The 15,626-nt window shown below is 68.8% G+C and carries 15 protein-coding genes; 12 read left to right on the forward strand and 3 right to left on the reverse strand.

Translation table 11 applies throughout. From position 1 onward, the window contains the following. The first annotated feature begins 74 nt into the window (after positions 1–74). Both AZE13_RS24515 and AZE13_RS24520 read left to right on the forward strand, forming a co-directional pair. A complete protein-coding gene (locus AZE13_RS24515; RefSeq protein ID WP_066936360.1) occupies positions 75–944 on the forward strand; it encodes an SCO6745 family protein in 870 nt (289 codons plus the stop codon). Between the two features lie 506 nt (positions 945–1,450). Further along, positions 1,451–2,263 (forward strand): hypothetical protein, encoded by an 813-nt coding sequence (locus AZE13_RS24520; RefSeq protein WP_258527962.1) that lies wholly within the window; start codon positions 1,451–1,453, stop codon positions 2,261–2,263. Positions 2,264–2,520: 257 nt separating this feature from the next. Here the strand turns inward: AZE13_RS24520 and AZE13_RS24525 are convergent, their stop codons facing one another. Then, positions 2,521–3,126: a TetR/AcrR family transcriptional regulator gene (locus tag AZE13_RS24525; protein WP_066936078.1), complete on the reverse strand. Its 606-nt coding sequence runs from the start codon at positions 3,124–3,126 to the stop codon at positions 2,521–2,523. A 176-nt stretch (positions 3,127–3,302) separates the two neighbouring features. On the opposite strand from AZE13_RS24525, the gene AZE13_RS24530 reads away from it, so the two are divergent. Next, positions 3,303–4,481 carry an FAD-dependent oxidoreductase gene (locus AZE13_RS24530; protein WP_066936081.1) on the forward strand — a complete coding sequence of 393 codons (1,179 nt, stop codon included), beginning with the start codon at positions 3,303–3,305 and terminating at the stop codon, positions 4,479–4,481. A gap of 52 nt (positions 4,482–4,533) precedes the next feature. On the opposite strand, the gene AZE13_RS24535 is transcribed toward AZE13_RS24530, so the two are convergent. Continuing rightward, a complete protein-coding gene (locus AZE13_RS24535) occupies positions 4,534–5,409 on the reverse strand; it encodes an undecaprenyl-diphosphate phosphatase (RefSeq protein ID WP_066936084.1) in 876 nt (291 codons plus the stop codon). A 322-nt stretch (positions 5,410–5,731) separates the two neighbouring features. On the opposite strand from AZE13_RS24535, the gene AZE13_RS38330 reads away from it, so the two are divergent. From AZE13_RS38330 to AZE13_RS24550, 4 genes are all read left to right on the forward strand, one after another. Then, positions 5,732–5,854, forward strand: coding sequence for a hypothetical protein (locus tag AZE13_RS38330; protein WP_258527963.1), 123 nt, complete (start codon positions 5,732–5,734; stop codon positions 5,852–5,854). 109 nt (positions 5,855–5,963) lie between these two features. Further along, positions 5,964–7,199, forward strand: coding sequence for an elongation factor Tu (locus AZE13_RS24540; RefSeq protein WP_066936087.1), 1,236 nt, complete (start codon positions 5,964–5,966; stop codon positions 7,197–7,199). A 260-nt stretch (positions 7,200–7,459) separates the two neighbouring features. Then, positions 7,460–8,314: a patatin-like phospholipase family protein gene (locus tag AZE13_RS24545; protein ID WP_066936090.1), complete on the forward strand. Its 855-nt coding sequence runs from the start codon at positions 7,460–7,462 to the stop codon at positions 8,312–8,314. Positions 8,315–8,701: 387 nt separating this feature from the next. Further along, complete coding sequence (locus AZE13_RS24550; protein WP_079124338.1) at positions 8,702–9,535, forward strand: spermidine synthase; 834 nt, start codon at positions 8,702–8,704, stop codon at positions 9,533–9,535. Here AZE13_RS24550 and AZE13_RS24555 read toward each other — a convergent pair. Next, complete coding sequence (locus tag AZE13_RS24555; protein ID WP_066936095.1) at positions 9,532–10,806, reverse strand: MFS transporter; 1,275 nt, start codon at positions 10,804–10,806, stop codon at positions 9,532–9,534. The two genes, AZE13_RS24550 and AZE13_RS24555, sit on opposite strands and share 4 nt — an antisense overlap. Before the next feature lie 187 nt (positions 10,807–10,993). On the opposite strand from AZE13_RS24555, the gene AZE13_RS24560 reads away from it, so the two are divergent. The 5 genes from AZE13_RS24560 to AZE13_RS36430 all read left to right on the forward strand — a co-directional run bounded on the left by AZE13_RS24560 (position 10,994) and on the right by AZE13_RS36430 (position 15,588). Then, positions 10,994–11,164 (forward strand): DUF4442 domain-containing protein, encoded by a 171-nt coding sequence (locus AZE13_RS24560; RefSeq protein WP_398780217.1) that lies wholly within the window; start codon positions 10,994–10,996, stop codon positions 11,162–11,164. A gap of 147 nt (positions 11,165–11,311) precedes the next feature. Continuing rightward, on the forward strand, positions 11,312–11,764 hold the full coding sequence (locus AZE13_RS24565; RefSeq protein WP_066936364.1) for a DUF4442 domain-containing protein: 453 nt from the start codon (positions 11,312–11,314) through the stop codon (positions 11,762–11,764). A gap of 181 nt (positions 11,765–11,945) precedes the next feature. Then, positions 11,946–12,422, forward strand: a complete 477-nt coding sequence (locus AZE13_RS24570) for an ATP-grasp domain-containing protein (protein ID WP_147264711.1) — start codon at positions 11,946–11,948, stop codon at positions 12,420–12,422. 276 nt (positions 12,423–12,698) lie between these two features. After that, on the forward strand, positions 12,699–13,229 hold the full coding sequence (locus AZE13_RS24575) for a hypothetical protein (RefSeq protein ID WP_066936101.1): 531 nt from the start codon (positions 12,699–12,701) through the stop codon (positions 13,227–13,229). Positions 13,230–13,305: 76 nt separating this feature from the next. Beyond that, positions 13,306–15,588, forward strand: a complete 2,283-nt coding sequence (locus AZE13_RS36430) for a hypothetical protein (RefSeq protein ID WP_147264712.1) — start codon at positions 13,306–13,308, stop codon at positions 15,586–15,588. The last annotated feature ends 38 nt before the right edge of the window (positions 15,589–15,626 follow it).

Consider the following 15,626-nt stretch of genomic DNA (forward strand, 5'->3'; position numbering starts at 1 on the left):
CCCCACCCGCCGAAGCCTCCGTGTGGTGACGGTGTGCGGTGCGCCGGACGGTCTGCGGCGGTAGCGTGCGGTTCATGGAGCTGCAAGCGCGATCGCTCTGGCTGCTGACCGAGCCGCTGCACGCGGTCTGTTACTTCGACGAGGAGTGCCGGAGCCTGGGCCGGGCCCTGGGCCTCAAGGGCTTCTGGATGGGCTACTTCGCTTCTCGTGCCGCGCCGCTCGGCGCCGTGGAACCCGCCGCCGTCACGGCCGTACTCGGGGTCTTCGCCCCGGGAATGGTGGCCCGCGCGCTGCCCGCGGCCTGGCGCATCGCCGGTCCGGCGCATGTCCTCGAAGAGCGCGGCACCCGCGCCGCGCACGCCCTGCGCCGGATCGACCCCGGCCTGGAGCGCACGGTCAGCGCACTGCTGCCCTCACTCCAGGGCATCGTCGACGACGCCCCGGCGACCGCACGGCCCCTCTTCGCCGCCAACCGCGCACTGTGCGACCACGCCGATCCCGTCGAGCGGCTGTGGCAACTGGCCACCACCTTGCGCGAGTTCAGGGGCGATGTGCACCTCTGCGTGCTCGCGGAGGAGGGGCTCGACGGCTGCGAGGCACTCGTCCTGGCCGCCGGGGCCGGGCGGGTCCCCCGGGACACCATCCGGCTGGACCGCGGCTGGAGCGAGGAGGAGTGGTCGGCCGCCGCGGACCGGCTGCGCGCCCGCAGCCTCGTCGACGCACAGGGCGATGCGACCGCCCGGGGACGGCAGGAGCGTGACCGTATCGAGCACGCCACCGACCGGCTGGCCGCCCGACTGTTGCACGCACTGCCCGCAGCGGAGACCGAAGCGCTCCTGCACTCGCTGGAGCCCGTGACCCGGCGCGTCCTGGCGTCCGATGTCCTTCCCTTCCCCAACTCGATCGGGCTGCCGCACCTCGATGAGCCCGTGGCGCGCACCTGAGGCGGTGCGCCCGGGGCCGGCCGCCCCCGGGCGGCGACGCCCGGACGCTCCTCGGTGCGGCGGGTCCGCCCCTGTTCCCGCGGCCGGTGAACAAACGCACCACGATACCGCCGCGCAGCACCCCGCCGACGGACAACACCCCCAGGACATGGGCCGGTTGGCGGGCACGAAAGACACGTGGACGACGAGACATGATTCCCCCCTGACAACCACACGGACTGAAAAGATCCAACCGGTCAATCCGACTGATCACGACGCTATCCCACGGCACCGACAATCCGCGTGGAGTATTCGTGCGACCGCGTGGCCAGCACAAATACCCCCGAACGGCCCCCCCGGACGGTCCCGTACCGTCCGCGCGGGGTGATTTTCATCTGGTGGTTCGATGGATGCTTTGGGGTGCTTTGCCATTGCAGGTCGGGACACCTCCGGGTAAGAGGCGTTGAATGGGTATGGATCCTAGAGAGTTGTGGGACCGCAACGCCGTGCTGGCGGAAGCGTTTTGTATGGGCGACGAACGCGTGCGGGAAGCGCAGGCCAGACTCGACGAGGCACAGGCCGACCGGTCACGGGTGCTGGCCGCGTTTGCGGTGACGGTGGGCAGCACCGGCGCGGTGGCCGGACTGTTCGGACTGAACGAGCGGGAAGTCCGGGTCGCCCGGCGCACCGTGAGCAAGGACGACGCCCGCGCCGTCGCCGAGAAATTGCTGACCGCCGCCGTCCCGGCTCCCGCCGCACCACCCCGGGAGCCGGAAGAGACCTCCCCAGGGCCCGATATCCCGGCCGAATATCCCCACCCGAACCCGGCGGCGCCCTCAGCCCGCCCCTCCGGCGTCTCCCGCGAGGGTGCCGGCGGCGCCACGGGGACATCCGACCAGAACTGGTCCCCGGCCATGGACGCGGTCCTCATCGGCAGTTGGCAGACCGGAGTGGACTTGCGGGAACTCGCCACCGAATTCGGACTCGACCTCACCCGACTGGTTACCCGTGCCCAACAACTGTCCGCCCAGGGGCGGTTCTATCCAGGCCCGGCGGAGAACCATGCCGGACGCCACCGCCGTGGCCCTGGCGACGTCCACGAAGCCGAATACACCATCCCCGCACAGCAGACCGCCACCTGGCACTCCGCACCCGGTGCCCCGCACATGTCGTCCGCCTGGCACAACGGCACCATGCCGTCGTCGGAGAGCGTCCCCGATATGACCGCCCTGACTTCCGAATGGGACAACGCCCTCGCACCCTGGGGCACCATCGGCTCCTCGAACGAGGAGACCACGCCGGCACAGCAGCCCTGGGCCCAATACCATCTCAGTTCTTGACGCCGTCCTGAGTCATTCCTGCCTGATTCCTTCCTGAACGATACGAATCCCTGAATGATGAAGAACCCCGTACAACGACGAGTACTTGAACGGTGACGCACGACGCGGCGTGGGCCGGTGCGCCGGACGGGAGACATGCGCCGGTCGCCGAAGCTCCGGCGCATGTATGCGCCCCTGTTCCTCCGGATGACGGCGATGATGGAGCTGGCGAGTGCGAAGCGGCTCTGGTGGCGCCGTGATGCGTCATCCGCGCTCGGTCACCCGCGCTGACCGGGGTGGCTCTCCTGTCGCGCCAGGGGGGTGGTGCCCCAGCCGTGTTCCAGCAGGGCGAACAAGTCGCGCATGCTCCGGGCCGGGTCCTCGCTTGCGCGGGCGATGCCCGGGGCTTCGAGCGTGAACCGTGCCAGGCCGGTGACCGCGGGGGCATCCGGGGCGAGCCCGGTGGCCTCGGCGAGGGCGGCGGCCAGCGCCTTCTCATGGCGCGACCACATATGCCGGGCGTAGTCCCGCAGCGCGGGGGTGGATTCGACGAGGACGAACATGGGGTCGTCGGTCCGCACGGCGGTACGGGTGCGCACCATGTGGTCACGCAGGGCGTGCAGCACGGACTGACCGGGGGCCCGCTCGCGAACGGCGGTGACCAGGGCACCCTCGACGTCCGTGTCCAGGTCGAAGACGAGGGCTTCCTTGCTGGGGAAGTGCTTGAAGAGCGTGCTCAGCGAGACGTCCGCCGCCTCCGCCACTTCGCGTACCCCGACATTGTCGAAGCCGCGCTCGGTGAACAGCCGCGCTGCGGCGTCCGCCAGCGCCTGCCTGGTCAGGGCCTTCTTGCGCTCGCGGCGCCCGGTCGTTGTCTCGGCCATGCCCCCATCCTACCCCCCTTGAGGTGATTCGCTCACAAAGGAGATCGAGTGGAAAGTCGGAGCGGTTGCACTTTTGCAGCGGCTGTGTTTCTGTGGATGAGTGCGGTGCCCGACCGGTACCGGCACCCAAGCGGCATCAGCACTGTCGTCGTCCGTAGAACGGAGCGTGACCCCTCATGTCCAGCACTCCTCGCATCGCGATCAGCGGCGCCGGCCTCGGCGGCCTCGTCTGCGCGCGAATCCTGCAACAGCACGACGTGCCGGTCACGGTCTTCGAGCGGGAGACCGACCCCCGCTCCCGCCCGCAGGGCGGCACCCTCGACATCCACGAAGACACCGGCCAGGCAGCCCTGCACGCAGCCGGACTGTTCGACCAGTTCCTCGCCCTGTCCCGGCCGGAAAGCCAGGAGTGGCGCCTCTACGACCGCCAAGCGACCCTGATACGCCACGACCAGGCCGGCGAGGACGATCTGAGCAGGCCCGAGATCGACCGCGGCCAGCTGCGCACCCTCCTGCTGGACTCCCTCGCCCCCGGCACGGTCCGCTGGGGTGCCCCCGTCAGGGCCGTCACCCCGCTACCCCACGGCACTGCCCGCCTGCACCACCACGACCACGCCGCCGAGGACTTCGACCTGGTAATCGGCGCCGACGGCGCCTGGTCGCGGGTGCGCCCCGCGCTCTCCGACGCCCAACCCGCCTACGCCGGTGTCACGATGGTGGAAGCCCACTTCGACGACGTCGACCGCCGTCACCCCGGCATCGCCCGCCTGGTCGGCCGCGGGACCATGTCGGCGAAGGCGGGCCGCCGCAGCCTGGTGCTGCAGCGCAGCAGCAACGGACACGTCCGCGCCTACATCACCTTCCGCGGCCCCTTGGACTGGCACGCCGGCCTCGACCTCGCCGACACCGAAGCCGTACGCGCCCGCCTCCTCACCCAGCACTACCAGGGCTGGCACGAGAGCCTGCTGGACATCCTGCGGGACAACGAGGGCGGTTTCATCAACCGGCCCATGTTCGTCCTTCCCGTACCCCACCTCTGGCAGCGCGTCCCCGGCATCACCCTGCTCGGCGACGCAGCCCATCTGATGCCACCCGCCGGGGTCGGCGCCAACCTCGCCCTGCTCGACGGTGCCGAACTCGCCCGAGCCGTGATCGCCCACCCCACCATCGACAAGGCCCTCGACGCCTACGAAAGCGTCATGCTGCCGCGCGCCATCGACAACGCGAAGACCGCCCAGCAGATGCTCACCACCCTGATGCCCGACACCGACACCGATACCGACGACGCCGTCTTCCCCGACACCCTCTGGCCGGCCGGCACCCTCCCGGACTCGCGCCCCGCCCACACCGGCTGAGCCCGGCCGACATCGCACCGCCGCCCCGACGCCCCCCGGGGGGAGCCGCCCCTCAGCCCGTCGACTCGCCCGCAGTCGGCGCCAGCACCCCCGCCGCGACCAGGGCGAACAGGGCTATGCCCAGCAGGATGCGGTAGACCACGAAGGGCATGAAGGACTTGTTCGAGATGAACTTCATGAACCACGCGATCACCGCGTAGCCGACAACGAAGGCGATGACCGTGGCGAAGGCGGTGGGTCCCCAGGCGACATGGCCCTCACCGACGGCATCCTTCAGCTCGAAGAGGCCGGACGCCAGTACGGCCGGGATGGCGAGCAGGAAGGAGTAGCGGGCCGCCGATTCGCGGGTGTAGCCCATCAGGAGGCCGCCGCTGATCGTGGCGCCGGAGCGGGAGACGCCGGGGATCAGCGCCATGGCCTGGCAGACGCCGTACAGCAGGCCGTCCTTGACGCTGAGGTTGGTGAGGTTCTTGCGCTGCTTGACGGCGCGGTGCCGGCCGCCGGTCTCGTCGCGCGCCGCCAGCCGGTCGGCGATACCGAGTACCACGCCCATGACGATCAGTGTGGTCGCGGTCAGCCGCAGATCGCGGAACGGGCCCTCGATGGCGTCCTTGAGCGTGAGGCCCAGCACGCCGATCGGTATCGAGCCGACGATCACCAGCCAGCCCATGCGGGCGTCGTGATCACGCCGTAGCTCCCGGTTGACCAGGGAGCGGGTCCAGGCGGAGATGATCCGGCCGATGTCCTTACGGAAGTAGATGATGACGGCCGCTTCGGTGCCGATCTGAGTGATGGCCGTGAACGCCGCACCCGGATCCTTCCAGCCGGCGAATGCCGCGGTCAGACGGAGGTGTGCACTGGACGAAATGGGCAGAAACTCGGTCAACCCTTGGACAAGTCCGAGGACGAAAGATTCAAACCAAGTCATGGAAAAGGCGCAATCCAAGGGTGATCAAGCGCTTACCTGCGCGGGCGGGGAGACAGCGGACTCCGGCGACAGGCGCGCCCGACCGCCGACCGGGGCAGCGTAGCGTCCCGAGATGACCGTATGACAACGGGTCCCGTACGCCGGCCGCTCCCCGGCCGCCTGGCCACGGCCGGAGTGCGCCGGTCCGGCTCCCCGGCCACTCCCCGTCTCGCCGATGACGAACCACGGCAACCCACCAGGCACGCGCCCACTCCGCCGACCTGAACTCCCCTGCCCTGAAAACCATTCGACGCCGAAGCAGCCACCCGGCACCCTGGGACACATGGTCCGGTACGCCTTCCCCGCCGCCTTCCCCGCGCCTTCGCACGCAACCGCGGACGAGCCGCAGGCTGCCGCCGCCGACTTCCTCGCGGCCCTCGCCGCAGCCACCGGCGCACGAAGCTGACCCTCCGGATCGTCCGGCGGACCCACAGGGGGAGGGACGGCCCAAGGGGCCTCACAGCGCCGCCATGCCGCCGTCCTCACCGCATCTTGCGAGGAAGAAACGCCACACCATGCCCAAGACGGCATACGTACGCACCAAGCCACACCTGAACATCGGCACCGTGGGACACGTCGGCCACGGCAAGACCACCCTGACCGCCGCCATCACCAAGATCCTCAGCGACCGGGGCACCGGCACCTTCGTGCCCTGCCACCGGATCGACCGAACCCCCGAAGAGATCGCCCGCGGCATCACGATCAACAACGCGCACATCGCGTACGAGACCGGCACCCGCCACTACGCCCACGTCGACATGCCGGGCCACGCCGACTTCATCAAGAACATGATCACCGGCGTCGCACAACTCGACGGTGCGATCCTCGTCGTCTCCGCGCTCGACGGAATCATGCCGCAGACCGCCGAACATGTAGTGCTCGCCAGACACGTCGGCGTACGCCACATCGTCGTAGCCCTCAACAAGGCCGACGCCGGCGCCCCGGACCTCGCCGGCCTGGTCGAACGGGAAGCACGCGAGCTGCTCACCGCACACGGCTATGACGGGGAGCATGTGCCCGTCGTACGGGTCTCTGGGCTACGCGCCCTCGAAGGAGACCCCCGCTGGACGGGCGCCATCGAGGCCCTGATCGACGCCGTCGACACCTACGTCCCGATGCCCGAACGGTATGCCGACGCCCCCTTTCTGCTGCCCGTCGAGAAGGTGCTGGCCCCCACCGGGCACGGCGCCGTCGTCACCGGCACCGTCGAACGCGGCACGGTACGGGTCGGCGACCGGGTCGTCGTGCTCGGCGGCGGCGACCAGACCGCGGCCACCGGACTCAAGACCACAGCCAGCGGATTCAAGACCACAGCCGGCGGATTCGAGACCACGGTCACCGGACTGGAGATCTTCGGCAGGCCCATGGAGTCCGCCGAGGCCGGGGACGGCGTCGGGCTGCTGCTGCATGGCACTCACCGCGAGCAGGTACGGCGCGGACACGTGATCGCCGCACCCGGCAGCGTCACCCCGCGACGCGGCTTCACCGCCGAGGTGTCCGTACTCCCGCCCGAGGAAGGCGGCCGCCGTACGCCCGTGTTCACCGGCTACCGCCCGCAATTCCACCTCCGTACCGCGGACGTGGTCGGAGCCCTCGACCTCGGCGAGCACGGCATCGCCCACCCCGGCGAGACGGTGACGGCCGCGGTCGCCCTGGGCCGGGCCGTGCCCCTGGAGCCGGGACTCGGCTTCGCCATCCGCGAGGGCGGCCGCACCGTCGGCGCCGGCACGGTATGCACCGTCGACGCATGAGCGAGAAGAACGGCTGAGCGGTACGGGTGACAGGCCGAGCAGGAACCTGCCCGCCGGACGAGCCGGATGAGAAACTGCTCGCCCGGAGAGACGGCCGGGAGATCTCGCCTTCCGGAGGGACGGGCGGCGGCTCCGCGACGGGCGGCCGACTCCGCGCCCGAGGCACAGACACACTTGGCCACGCGACGACGGCCGGCCACGCGAACCGCCGCCCCACAGGGCGCGAACGGTGCGGCCGGCATGGCAGGGGAGGACGGCAGATGGCGGGTACGGCCCTGGTCCTGGGCGGTGGCGGACTCACCGGAATCGGCTGGGAGATCGGCATGCTCGCCGGCCTCGCGGACGCGGGCATCGACCTCGCCGACGCGGATGTCGTGATCGGCACGTCGGCCGGATCGATCGTCGGCGCCCACCTCACCTCGCGACGCCACACCCTGGCGGAGCTCTACGCTCACCAACTCGCCGCGCCCAGCGGCGGTTCCGCCGTCCGGATGGGACCGGCCGCCTTCGCCCGGTTCGCGGCCATCGCGCTGCGCTCCCGGGACACGGTCTCGTTCGGTGCACGCATGGGGAAGCTGGCCCTCGCGGCCCGCACCGTCCCGGAGAAGGAACAGCGCGCCGCAATCGCCCGGACCCTGGGTGGCCTGACCGACTGGCCCGCCCGCCGACTGGTGATCACCGCAGTGGACGCGGCCACGGGCCAACGGACCGCCTTCGACGACACCAGCGGTGTGGCTCTGATCGATGCAGTGGGTGCGAGCTGCGCGGTCCCCGGTATCTATCCGCCGGTCACCATCGACGGCACACGGTGGATCGACGGCGGGGTGCACTCCGCCGCCAACGCCGACCTGGCCACCGGGTTCGCCCGGGTGGTGGTCGTCGCGCCGGTGGCCATCAGCGGGGGACCGATCGTCGGCCCCCGGTCACAGGGCAACCGGCTGGCCCGACAAGGAGCCCGGGTGTGCGTGATCACCCCCGACCGCGCGGCCCGCTCGGCGTTCGGCCGCAATGTCCTCGACCCCACCAGGCGTGCTGCCGCCGCCCGAGCCGGCCGCCGCCAGGCAGCCACCCACGCCGCCGACGTCCGACGCCTCTGGTCGCCCACAGCCGCCTGAGCCCCACGGGCCAACCCCGACCCCACCCGGCCTCCCCGACCACCCAACCCGGCCCCTCCGCCCGGACTCCACCCCGGAGCCCACGCCCGGACTCACCGGCACAATGGGACGGTGGACCAAGCACTCGATCCGACCCCCGATACCGGCACATCCCACTCCCGGATACCCGCCGTCCACTCCCGGCTACCCGCCGCAGGGACCGGGCCCGCCGCAGGGACCGGGCCCGCCGCAGGGACCGGGCCCGCCGCAGGGACCGGTTCCGCCACAGGGAGGGAGCCCGCCTCAGGAGGGAAGGAGCCCGCCTCAGGGACCGAAGAGGTCAGCACTGCCGAAGAGGCAAGCACTCCAGGGGACGACCGGGCCCGCGGCAGCGCCGGGCCCGAACCGATCCCCGTGACCCGGGACGTGGACAGTGGAACCGTGAAGCTCCTGCCGGACCTCGACCGGCGCCGGGCCTGGCTGCTCACCGTGGACGGCGCACCCCAGTCGTACGTCGACCTCGACGCTCCCACCCACCTCGAATTCGAGTACGTGCAACGCCTCGCCCACCTTCTGGACGAGACGGCCTCCCCGGAAGCGCCGCTCGACGTGCTGCACCTCGGGGGCGGGGCGCTGACGCTCCCGCGCTACGTGGCCGCTACCCGCCCGCACTCCCGGCAGATTGTCATCGAAGCGGACCGTGGACTGCTCGCTCTGGTGGCGGAGCAGCTTCCGCTTCCCGACGACTGCGGTATCACGGTGCGTGCGCAGGACGCCCGTACGGCCCTGGAGGCGGCGCCGGCGGGCAGTGCAGACGTCATCCTGGCCGATGTGTTCGGCGGCTCGCGGGTGCCGGCGCACCTCACGTCGGTCGAGTACGCCCAGGCCGCCGCCCGGGTGCTGCGCGCGGACGGGTGCTACGCGGCGAACTTGGCAGACAGCGCACCGTTCGGCTTTCTGCGACGTCAATTGGCCAACTTCGCCACGGTCTTCGAGCATCTCGCATTGATCGCCGAGCCCTCTGTGCTGCGGGGCCGCCGCTTCGGCAATGTTGTGCTGCTTGCCTCGCGCACCGAACTCCCCATCGCGGAGCTGGCCCGGCGGGCGGCTGGCGACGCCTTCCCGGCACGGGTGGAGCACGGTGCGGCGCTGCGACGGCTGATCGGCGACGCGGACCCCGTACGGGATGCCGACGCGGTGGCGTCACCGGAACCGCCGGAGGGCGCGTTCAGCGTGGGCTAGGCGCGCGTGGGCCGGGCGTTGTCGGCGCGGGATTGCGGCGGGGGTGGGGTGGTCGCGTCCGGGGGGCGGCGGGTGAGGCGTCGGATGTCGGGGACGCAGAGGACCGCCGCGGTCAGGAGGGTGATCAACACCGCGCAGCTCCACAGGGCGGCGGTGCGGCCGATGAGGTCCTGTGCGGGACCGGCCAGTGCGGTGGCCACCGGGACCATGGCGAGGGAGCCGAACCAGTCGTAGGAGGACACCCGGGAGAACTTCTCCTCGGGGATCTCCTGGTGCAGTGCCATCATCCACGTCACCGAGAAGATCTCGACGGTGATTCCCGTGCCGAACATGATCGCGGCGAGTCCGGCCGCCGGGAGTGGTATGGCGAGTGCGGCGGACGGCAGGGCGAGCGGGAAGACGCAGAGGGTGCCGGTCAGCAGGAGGCGCCGGGGCTGGTAGCGGGTCATCAGCAGAGCGCCGCCCACCGTGCCCGCGCCGAAGGCGGCCAGGGCGAGTCCCCAGGGCCCGGCGCCGCCCAGATGCTGCTCGGCGACGAGTGGCCCATAGACCGATTCGGCTGCCGATAGCAGTCCGTTGACCAGGGCGAACTGCACCACCACCGCCCACAGCCACGTCCGGGAGGCGACCTCGCGCCAGCCGTCGCGCAGGTCGTGCAGCAGGCCGCCGCCTGGTGTACGGGCCGGCACCTCGCTGACGTCGAGGAAGGCGCGGAGCGCTCCCGCGAGGGCGAACGAGGCGGAGTCGACGGCGAGTACCCAGCCGGGGCCGACCGCGGCGACCAGCGCGCCGCCGAGAGCAGCCCCGCCGATGTTCGCGCCGTTCATCCCCATGCGGAACACGGCGAAGGCGCGGCCCGACTGTTCACCGGAGACGCTGGCGAGCACCATGCCCTCGGCGGCCGGCGCGAAGAACGCCTGCCCGGTGCCGCCGAGCGCGGCGAGCACGGCCATGTGCCACAGCCGAGGCTCGCCGGTGAGTACGAGCAGCGCGAAGAGGCCCTGGGAGGCGCAGTTGAGGGCGTTCGCCGCGACCATCACGCGGTGCCGGGGGAGCCGGTCGGCGACCGTGCCGCCGATGAGGAGGAAGAGGACGAGCGGGATCGTGCGGGCGGCGGCGACCAGTCCGACGTCGGTCGCGGTGCCGCCGGCGGCGAGCACCGCGAAGGCGGTCGCGATCAACGCGCCGGAGCTGCCCAGGCCGGCGATCACCGTGGCGCCGGTGAGCAGCAGGTAGTTGCGCCCCGCCCAGCTGGGGCGGGCCATCAGCATGCGGAAGCCCGGTGTGCCCGCGCTATGTGATGTGTGCGGCGTGACCGCGACGGGTGTCGCGTCGGCCTGTCCCCGTTGTTGCGTTGGTGCCCTGGCTGCATGGGCGTCAACGATATGCGGGGCGGGGGCTCGTACTGCTCGGCGGCCGGCTCTTCACAGCTAAGCTACTGATAGGTAACATGATCTCATGCCCTCTGAGACCCTGCCGTCGATCGGCGAAATGATGTCGGCGTCCGTGCCGATGGTCCGCACTCTGAACCTCGAGTTCACCGAGACCACCGTCGAGCGCGCCGTGGTCCGCATGCCCGACCAGTCCGCTTTCCACAACCATGTCGGTGGACCGCACGCGGGGGCGTAGTGCCCGATAGGTACACACCGGGGTTCCGCGCGGAGTTGCTGATCTCACCGGCGGAGCGAGTCCGCGACCCGAGGGGCTTCTATCGGGCCGGTGGTGCGCCGGGAATGGGGATGGCGGGCGATGCTACCGATGGGTAACATTGAGTCCATGACCGTTGAAAACACGTCGATTGGCGAGATGCTCGCTGCCACGGTGCCGATGGTGCGCACCCTGAATCTGGAGTTCCTGGAAGTCACTCCGGAACGCGCCGTGCTCCGCCTCCCTGACCAGCCGGAATACCACAATCACATCGCTGGCCCGCATGCGGGCGCCATGTTTACGTTGGCTGAGTCGGCCAGCGGCGCCATCGTCCTCTCCGCGTTCGGAGACCAGCTCTCACGGGCCGTCCCATTGGCGGTGCGGGCCGAGATCGGCTACAAGAAGCTTGCCAAGGGGCCGGTGACGGCCACGGCCACGCTGGGGCGCCCGGTTGCCGAGGTCATAGCGGAACTCGACGCGGGGCGGCGCCCGGAGTTTCCGGTGAGCATCGCCATCCAGCGTGAGGACGAGGCGGTCTCGGGTGAGATGACGATCTGGTGGACGCTTCGGCCCAACTCATGACCTCTGATCTGCGAAAACGCTGATCTTCTGCTTTCGCGGGGCACATTGAGGTCACACTGTTTTCCGATCGCTTCTCCCGCGCCGGAGCCGGAATTACGCCCACGTCCGCCAGAGCGCGTTTCCATTCCCACTCGTTGAACCGTTTCGGGTTGATGAACTTGAGGTGTGCCGGGAGCTGGCCGTGGACGCACTGGTGGCCGGTATCGAGAACGGCATCCCGCCGCTGATGGACATGCTGCCCCAGCTGGAAGCCGACGGCGTCCGGCTGGGGCTCCCGGACGCCGAGTCGGTGCGCTCCTGCATCGACAAGGCGGCGTTCCACCAGGTGCTGACCGAGCACGGCATCGCGACCCCTCGCACTCGGCGTCCCGAGGCGATCGACCAGGTTCCCGACGGGGCAGAGCTGGTCATCAGGCCCCGGCGCGGCCACGGAGCGCAGAACGTCCACTTCATCGACCGTCGGGAGCACGCTCGAGCCCTATGCGAGCTCGTCCCGGACCTCGTGGTGCAGGAGAGGCTTCATGGCCGCGAGTTCACCGCGGACTGCTTGGTGGACCGTGCCGGACGGGCCTCGGTGATCCTGCGCCGCTGGTTTTCGACAGTCGCCAGCCCGCGACGATGTGGTCGGGGCCTACGGTCGGCGTCGACGAGTCCTTAGACAGGGCGTGGCTGAGCCTGACCGTCGCCGGCAAGAGGGCGTTTCGTGGTGATCACAAGGTGACGGCACGCTGACGGGGTACCACTGGGTAGCCGAGACCATGCTGATGGTCAGAGCATCCTGAGTCCGAAACACGACGCTCCCGCAACTAGCTATCCAGTCAGGCTGATTGGTATTCAGCCAATCCCCGTATCACCCGCCCGATTTTCGGCATCGCTTGGTAGAACTGAACGCACATTCAGTCTGGTTCTTGGTGTATGCGACGGGGGGAGCGGCATGGACCCGCTGAGTTTTCCAGTCCTTACAGGGGCAGCGCTCACGCAAGCCTTCACCTTCCTGTACGGGCGGCTGAGCGCGGCGCTCGACCGGCGGGCGGAGGCCCGAGACAGGGTTGCGGTCCCTGACGTACTTCAAGGCGAGCTGCGCTTTCCTCTGTCGCCCGACGAGCTGGAAGTCACCAACCGCGAAGAGGCGCTGATTGCTATGCGTGACGCTCTGGAGGTCTTCAACGACCAGGGGCAGGGACACCTTCTCGACGGCAGCAACGAGGGTGTGCGCAGGAGCTTGGCGCGCCTGCGAGGAGCCCTGGAGGCGGTTTACGGGCAACGCATCACCTTCGCCGGCGAAGAGCGACCCGCGACTGGCTCTCCGGTCGTGGATCAGCGCCTGGGCACCGTCAGGGGCAAGGTGACCGGAATGGACGCCGATGAGGTCAGCGGTCGCGCCCAGGTGATCCAGGACGCCCGCACCGTCGAGGCCGACGCTGAAGTCGTCGGCATCAAGAGCAAGCGCATCATCGGCGGTTGACTTCGGCTGTCCGTGTAGCTGCGATCAATCCCGCGTACAAGCAGCAACGGTCGTCTCCACAGGGGGAAGCACGAGCATGGATCAGTCAGACGTGACCGGCGTGGGGAAGCCGGAGAACGAGCCGGGTGGGCGCACCTCACCGGAGACAACAGGCAAGCCCGAAGCAGTCACCGACCCGCCTCCCACGCCGGCCCCGGAGCCGGGTGACGGGACGGCTGGACCGCCCCACCCCGCCAGCGCCGATAGACCGAAACAGGATCCGTCGCAGCTGGCAGACGAGCTTGTCGGCGACGAGGAGCTGGAGGACTGGGAAGACGACGATGAAAGCGACGGCGCATCTTCTCGTACGATCCAGCGCATAGGCACAAATAACGGCACCGTCATCGGTAATCTGTACCAGACGGTGAGCCGTCTCGTACAGGCCCGCACGCTGACGAGCGAGTGGATCGATGAATGCCTGGTCGGCTTTGTCGAGCCCAAGAACATCAGTGCGATGCGGAAGAAGCTTGACGAGCATCGCATCGTCGTCCTGGTAGGAGACCGAGGGGTCGGCCGGTACACGACTGCGGTCCACTTGCTCCACGAACACCAAGAGCTACGGCCTCGTCAGGTTCGACGCGAACCGAATGACAGCTTCACCCTCGTCGAGCAACTGAAGGACCAGCGCGGAGCCTGGCTGCTGGACCTCCGAAGCGAAGAGCAAAAGGTCGGTGAAGACTTCGGCCAGAATCTGCTCGCTGATAAAGCAATCTTGGAAGAGAGTCAGTCGATCCTTGTCGTGGCCGTGCGGCCCAACTTGTGGGAGATAGCAGGCCGTGGCGCAGATGATCTAGCGGTCCATCTAGAGTACCCGGAAGCAACTGCGATCGTCCGCGCTCGCCTGGAGAAACAACAACCCATTGTTCCGGCAGGCGAATGGCTCACTGACGAAGAAATCGTCAAGAAGCTCGGCGGACGGAAGCCCGATGATGCGGTTCGCTGGGCGAATGCCATCCGGGCTGAACACTTCGCCCCCGTACTCGAAGAAGATCTCAAGGAGGTCGACGGAAAGCAGCTTTCCCGCACACAGATCAAAATAAACAACGTCCTTGAAGCCCTGGGCAGTTGGCGCACCCATTTGCGTACGTGGCATATAGAAAATCCGGACAGCGATCGACGGAATTTTCTCCTCGCTGCAGCCTTGCTGGAGGGCTCACCCGTCGGAGATATCTTCGAGGCAGCCGCCAGCCTCTCGCAGAAACTCAAAGACGTAACTAACCATCGCGGCGGGCAAAGCGGCCCGGGAATTATCGAATTGGCTTGGAGCATCGGCGCCACGCTGACGCGTCAGGATACGCTTCGATTCCAGCGGCCGGACTACGCCGACGCCGTCTTGGAATACTTCTGGGTCGACCGTATGCCCCTCACCGACATCGTCGTCCCCTGGATGGCAAACCTTCCGGTTACCTACCCAGAGCATGCGGAGCGAATTACCAACCGCCTCGGCCAATATGTGCTGCGCTACAGCGCGCACCACAAGTCCCTCAAGCTGCTTCAGGACGTGGCCACTCAATGGTCCAGCCATAACTCCCTGAAGGATCACGCTCGAGACCTGATTACTGCCGGCGCTCTACACCCAGTGATCGGTCGAGCTATGCGCGACCGGATGAAGAAGTGGGCCCAGGACGAGAAGGGCAAGTTCACCGAGGACTTGAAGGTAGCTGTCGCTCGCGCATGCGGCGGACCACTTGCGGACGAGTACCCAAAAATGATGCTCTACCGTCTGAGCTTCCTTGCTGCTGCCCCCTCCGGCAAAATTGCCGAGGCGGTCGGTGAGTCGATGCAAAGGCTGTGGCATCAACCGAACGTACGGGGACAGGTACGCTCCAACCTGTCCACTTGGTGCGCCAGCGACGATCCGGCACTCCGGGAGGCCGGCCGCAGGTCGTTCATGGCCTTGGCCCAAGAACGCAATACATCAGGCATCCCGCTGCTGCTCTCGTCTGCCACCGGAGGAGAGATCACACCCAGTGATCAAGCCCTCTTCATAGGCGGGTGGCGCTCTGGGCTCGATTCCTCGCCCTTGGACGAGACCTCTGCCTCAGCCTTCAAGCTCTGGATGGACACCGCCCTCCAAATGCCGTCGCTAAGAGGGCCAGTCGTTGATATCTTCACGCGGGCCGTCCACGACCCAGCAGCCGACCGCGGACAGTACATCGCGGACAGGTTCCTCAGGCTCACACACTTCGCATACAACTGGTCCCCGGTTGTACTGCCCGATCCGCAAGACGGCCGCAGCACACTACGTGAATCACTCCTGGCTTCTGCACGCGAGGCCGATCCTGCACACCAGCTCCGCACGCCCTACACCGAGAGCTGATGCGCAGATACCGCAATGAACCACGCACGGGTCGCGCT

The sequence above is a fragment of the Streptomyces sp. NBRC 110611 genome, from assembly GCF_001590865.1.
Classification (GTDB): domain Bacteria; phylum Actinomycetota; class Actinomycetes; order Streptomycetales; family Streptomycetaceae; genus Streptomyces.

What these genes read in the sequence shown, in the direction of transcription:
- AZE13_RS24515 (WP_066936360.1), top strand. Translation starts at nt 75, where the DNA reads ATGGAGCTGCAAGCGCGATCGCTCTGGCTGCTGACCGAGCCGCTGCAC.
- AZE13_RS24520 (WP_258527962.1), top strand. Translation starts at nt 1,451, where the DNA reads ATGGGCGACGAACGCGTGCGGGAAGCGCAGGCCAGACTCGACGAGGCA.
- AZE13_RS24525 (WP_066936078.1), bottom strand. Translation starts at nt 3,126, where the DNA reads ATGGCCGAGACAACGACCGGGCGCCGCGAGCGCAAGAAGGCCCTGACC.
- AZE13_RS24530 (WP_066936081.1), top strand. Translation starts at nt 3,303, where the DNA reads ATGTCCAGCACTCCTCGCATCGCGATCAGCGGCGCCGGCCTCGGCGGC.
- AZE13_RS24535 (WP_066936084.1), bottom strand. Translation starts at nt 5,409, where the DNA reads ATGACTTGGTTTGAATCTTTCGTCCTCGGACTTGTCCAAGGGTTGACC.
- AZE13_RS38330 (WP_258527963.1), top strand. Translation starts at nt 5,732, where the DNA reads ATGGTCCGGTACGCCTTCCCCGCCGCCTTCCCCGCGCCTTCGCACGCA.
- AZE13_RS24540 (WP_066936087.1), top strand. Translation starts at nt 5,964, where the DNA reads ATGCCCAAGACGGCATACGTACGCACCAAGCCACACCTGAACATCGGC.
- AZE13_RS24545 (WP_066936090.1), top strand. Translation starts at nt 7,460, where the DNA reads ATGGCGGGTACGGCCCTGGTCCTGGGCGGTGGCGGACTCACCGGAATC.
- AZE13_RS24555 (WP_066936095.1), bottom strand. Translation starts at nt 10,806, where the DNA reads ATGCTGATGGCCCGCCCCAGCTGGGCGGGGCGCAACTACCTGCTGCTC.
- AZE13_RS24560 (WP_398780217.1), top strand. Translation starts at nt 10,994, where the DNA reads ATGCCCTCTGAGACCCTGCCGTCGATCGGCGAAATGATGTCGGCGTCC.
- AZE13_RS24565 (WP_066936364.1), top strand. Translation starts at nt 11,312, where the DNA reads ATGACCGTTGAAAACACGTCGATTGGCGAGATGCTCGCTGCCACGGTG.
- AZE13_RS24575 (WP_066936101.1), top strand. Translation starts at nt 12,699, where the DNA reads ATGGACCCGCTGAGTTTTCCAGTCCTTACAGGGGCAGCGCTCACGCAA.
- AZE13_RS36430 (WP_147264712.1), top strand. Translation starts at nt 13,306, where the DNA reads ATGGATCAGTCAGACGTGACCGGCGTGGGGAAGCCGGAGAACGAGCCG.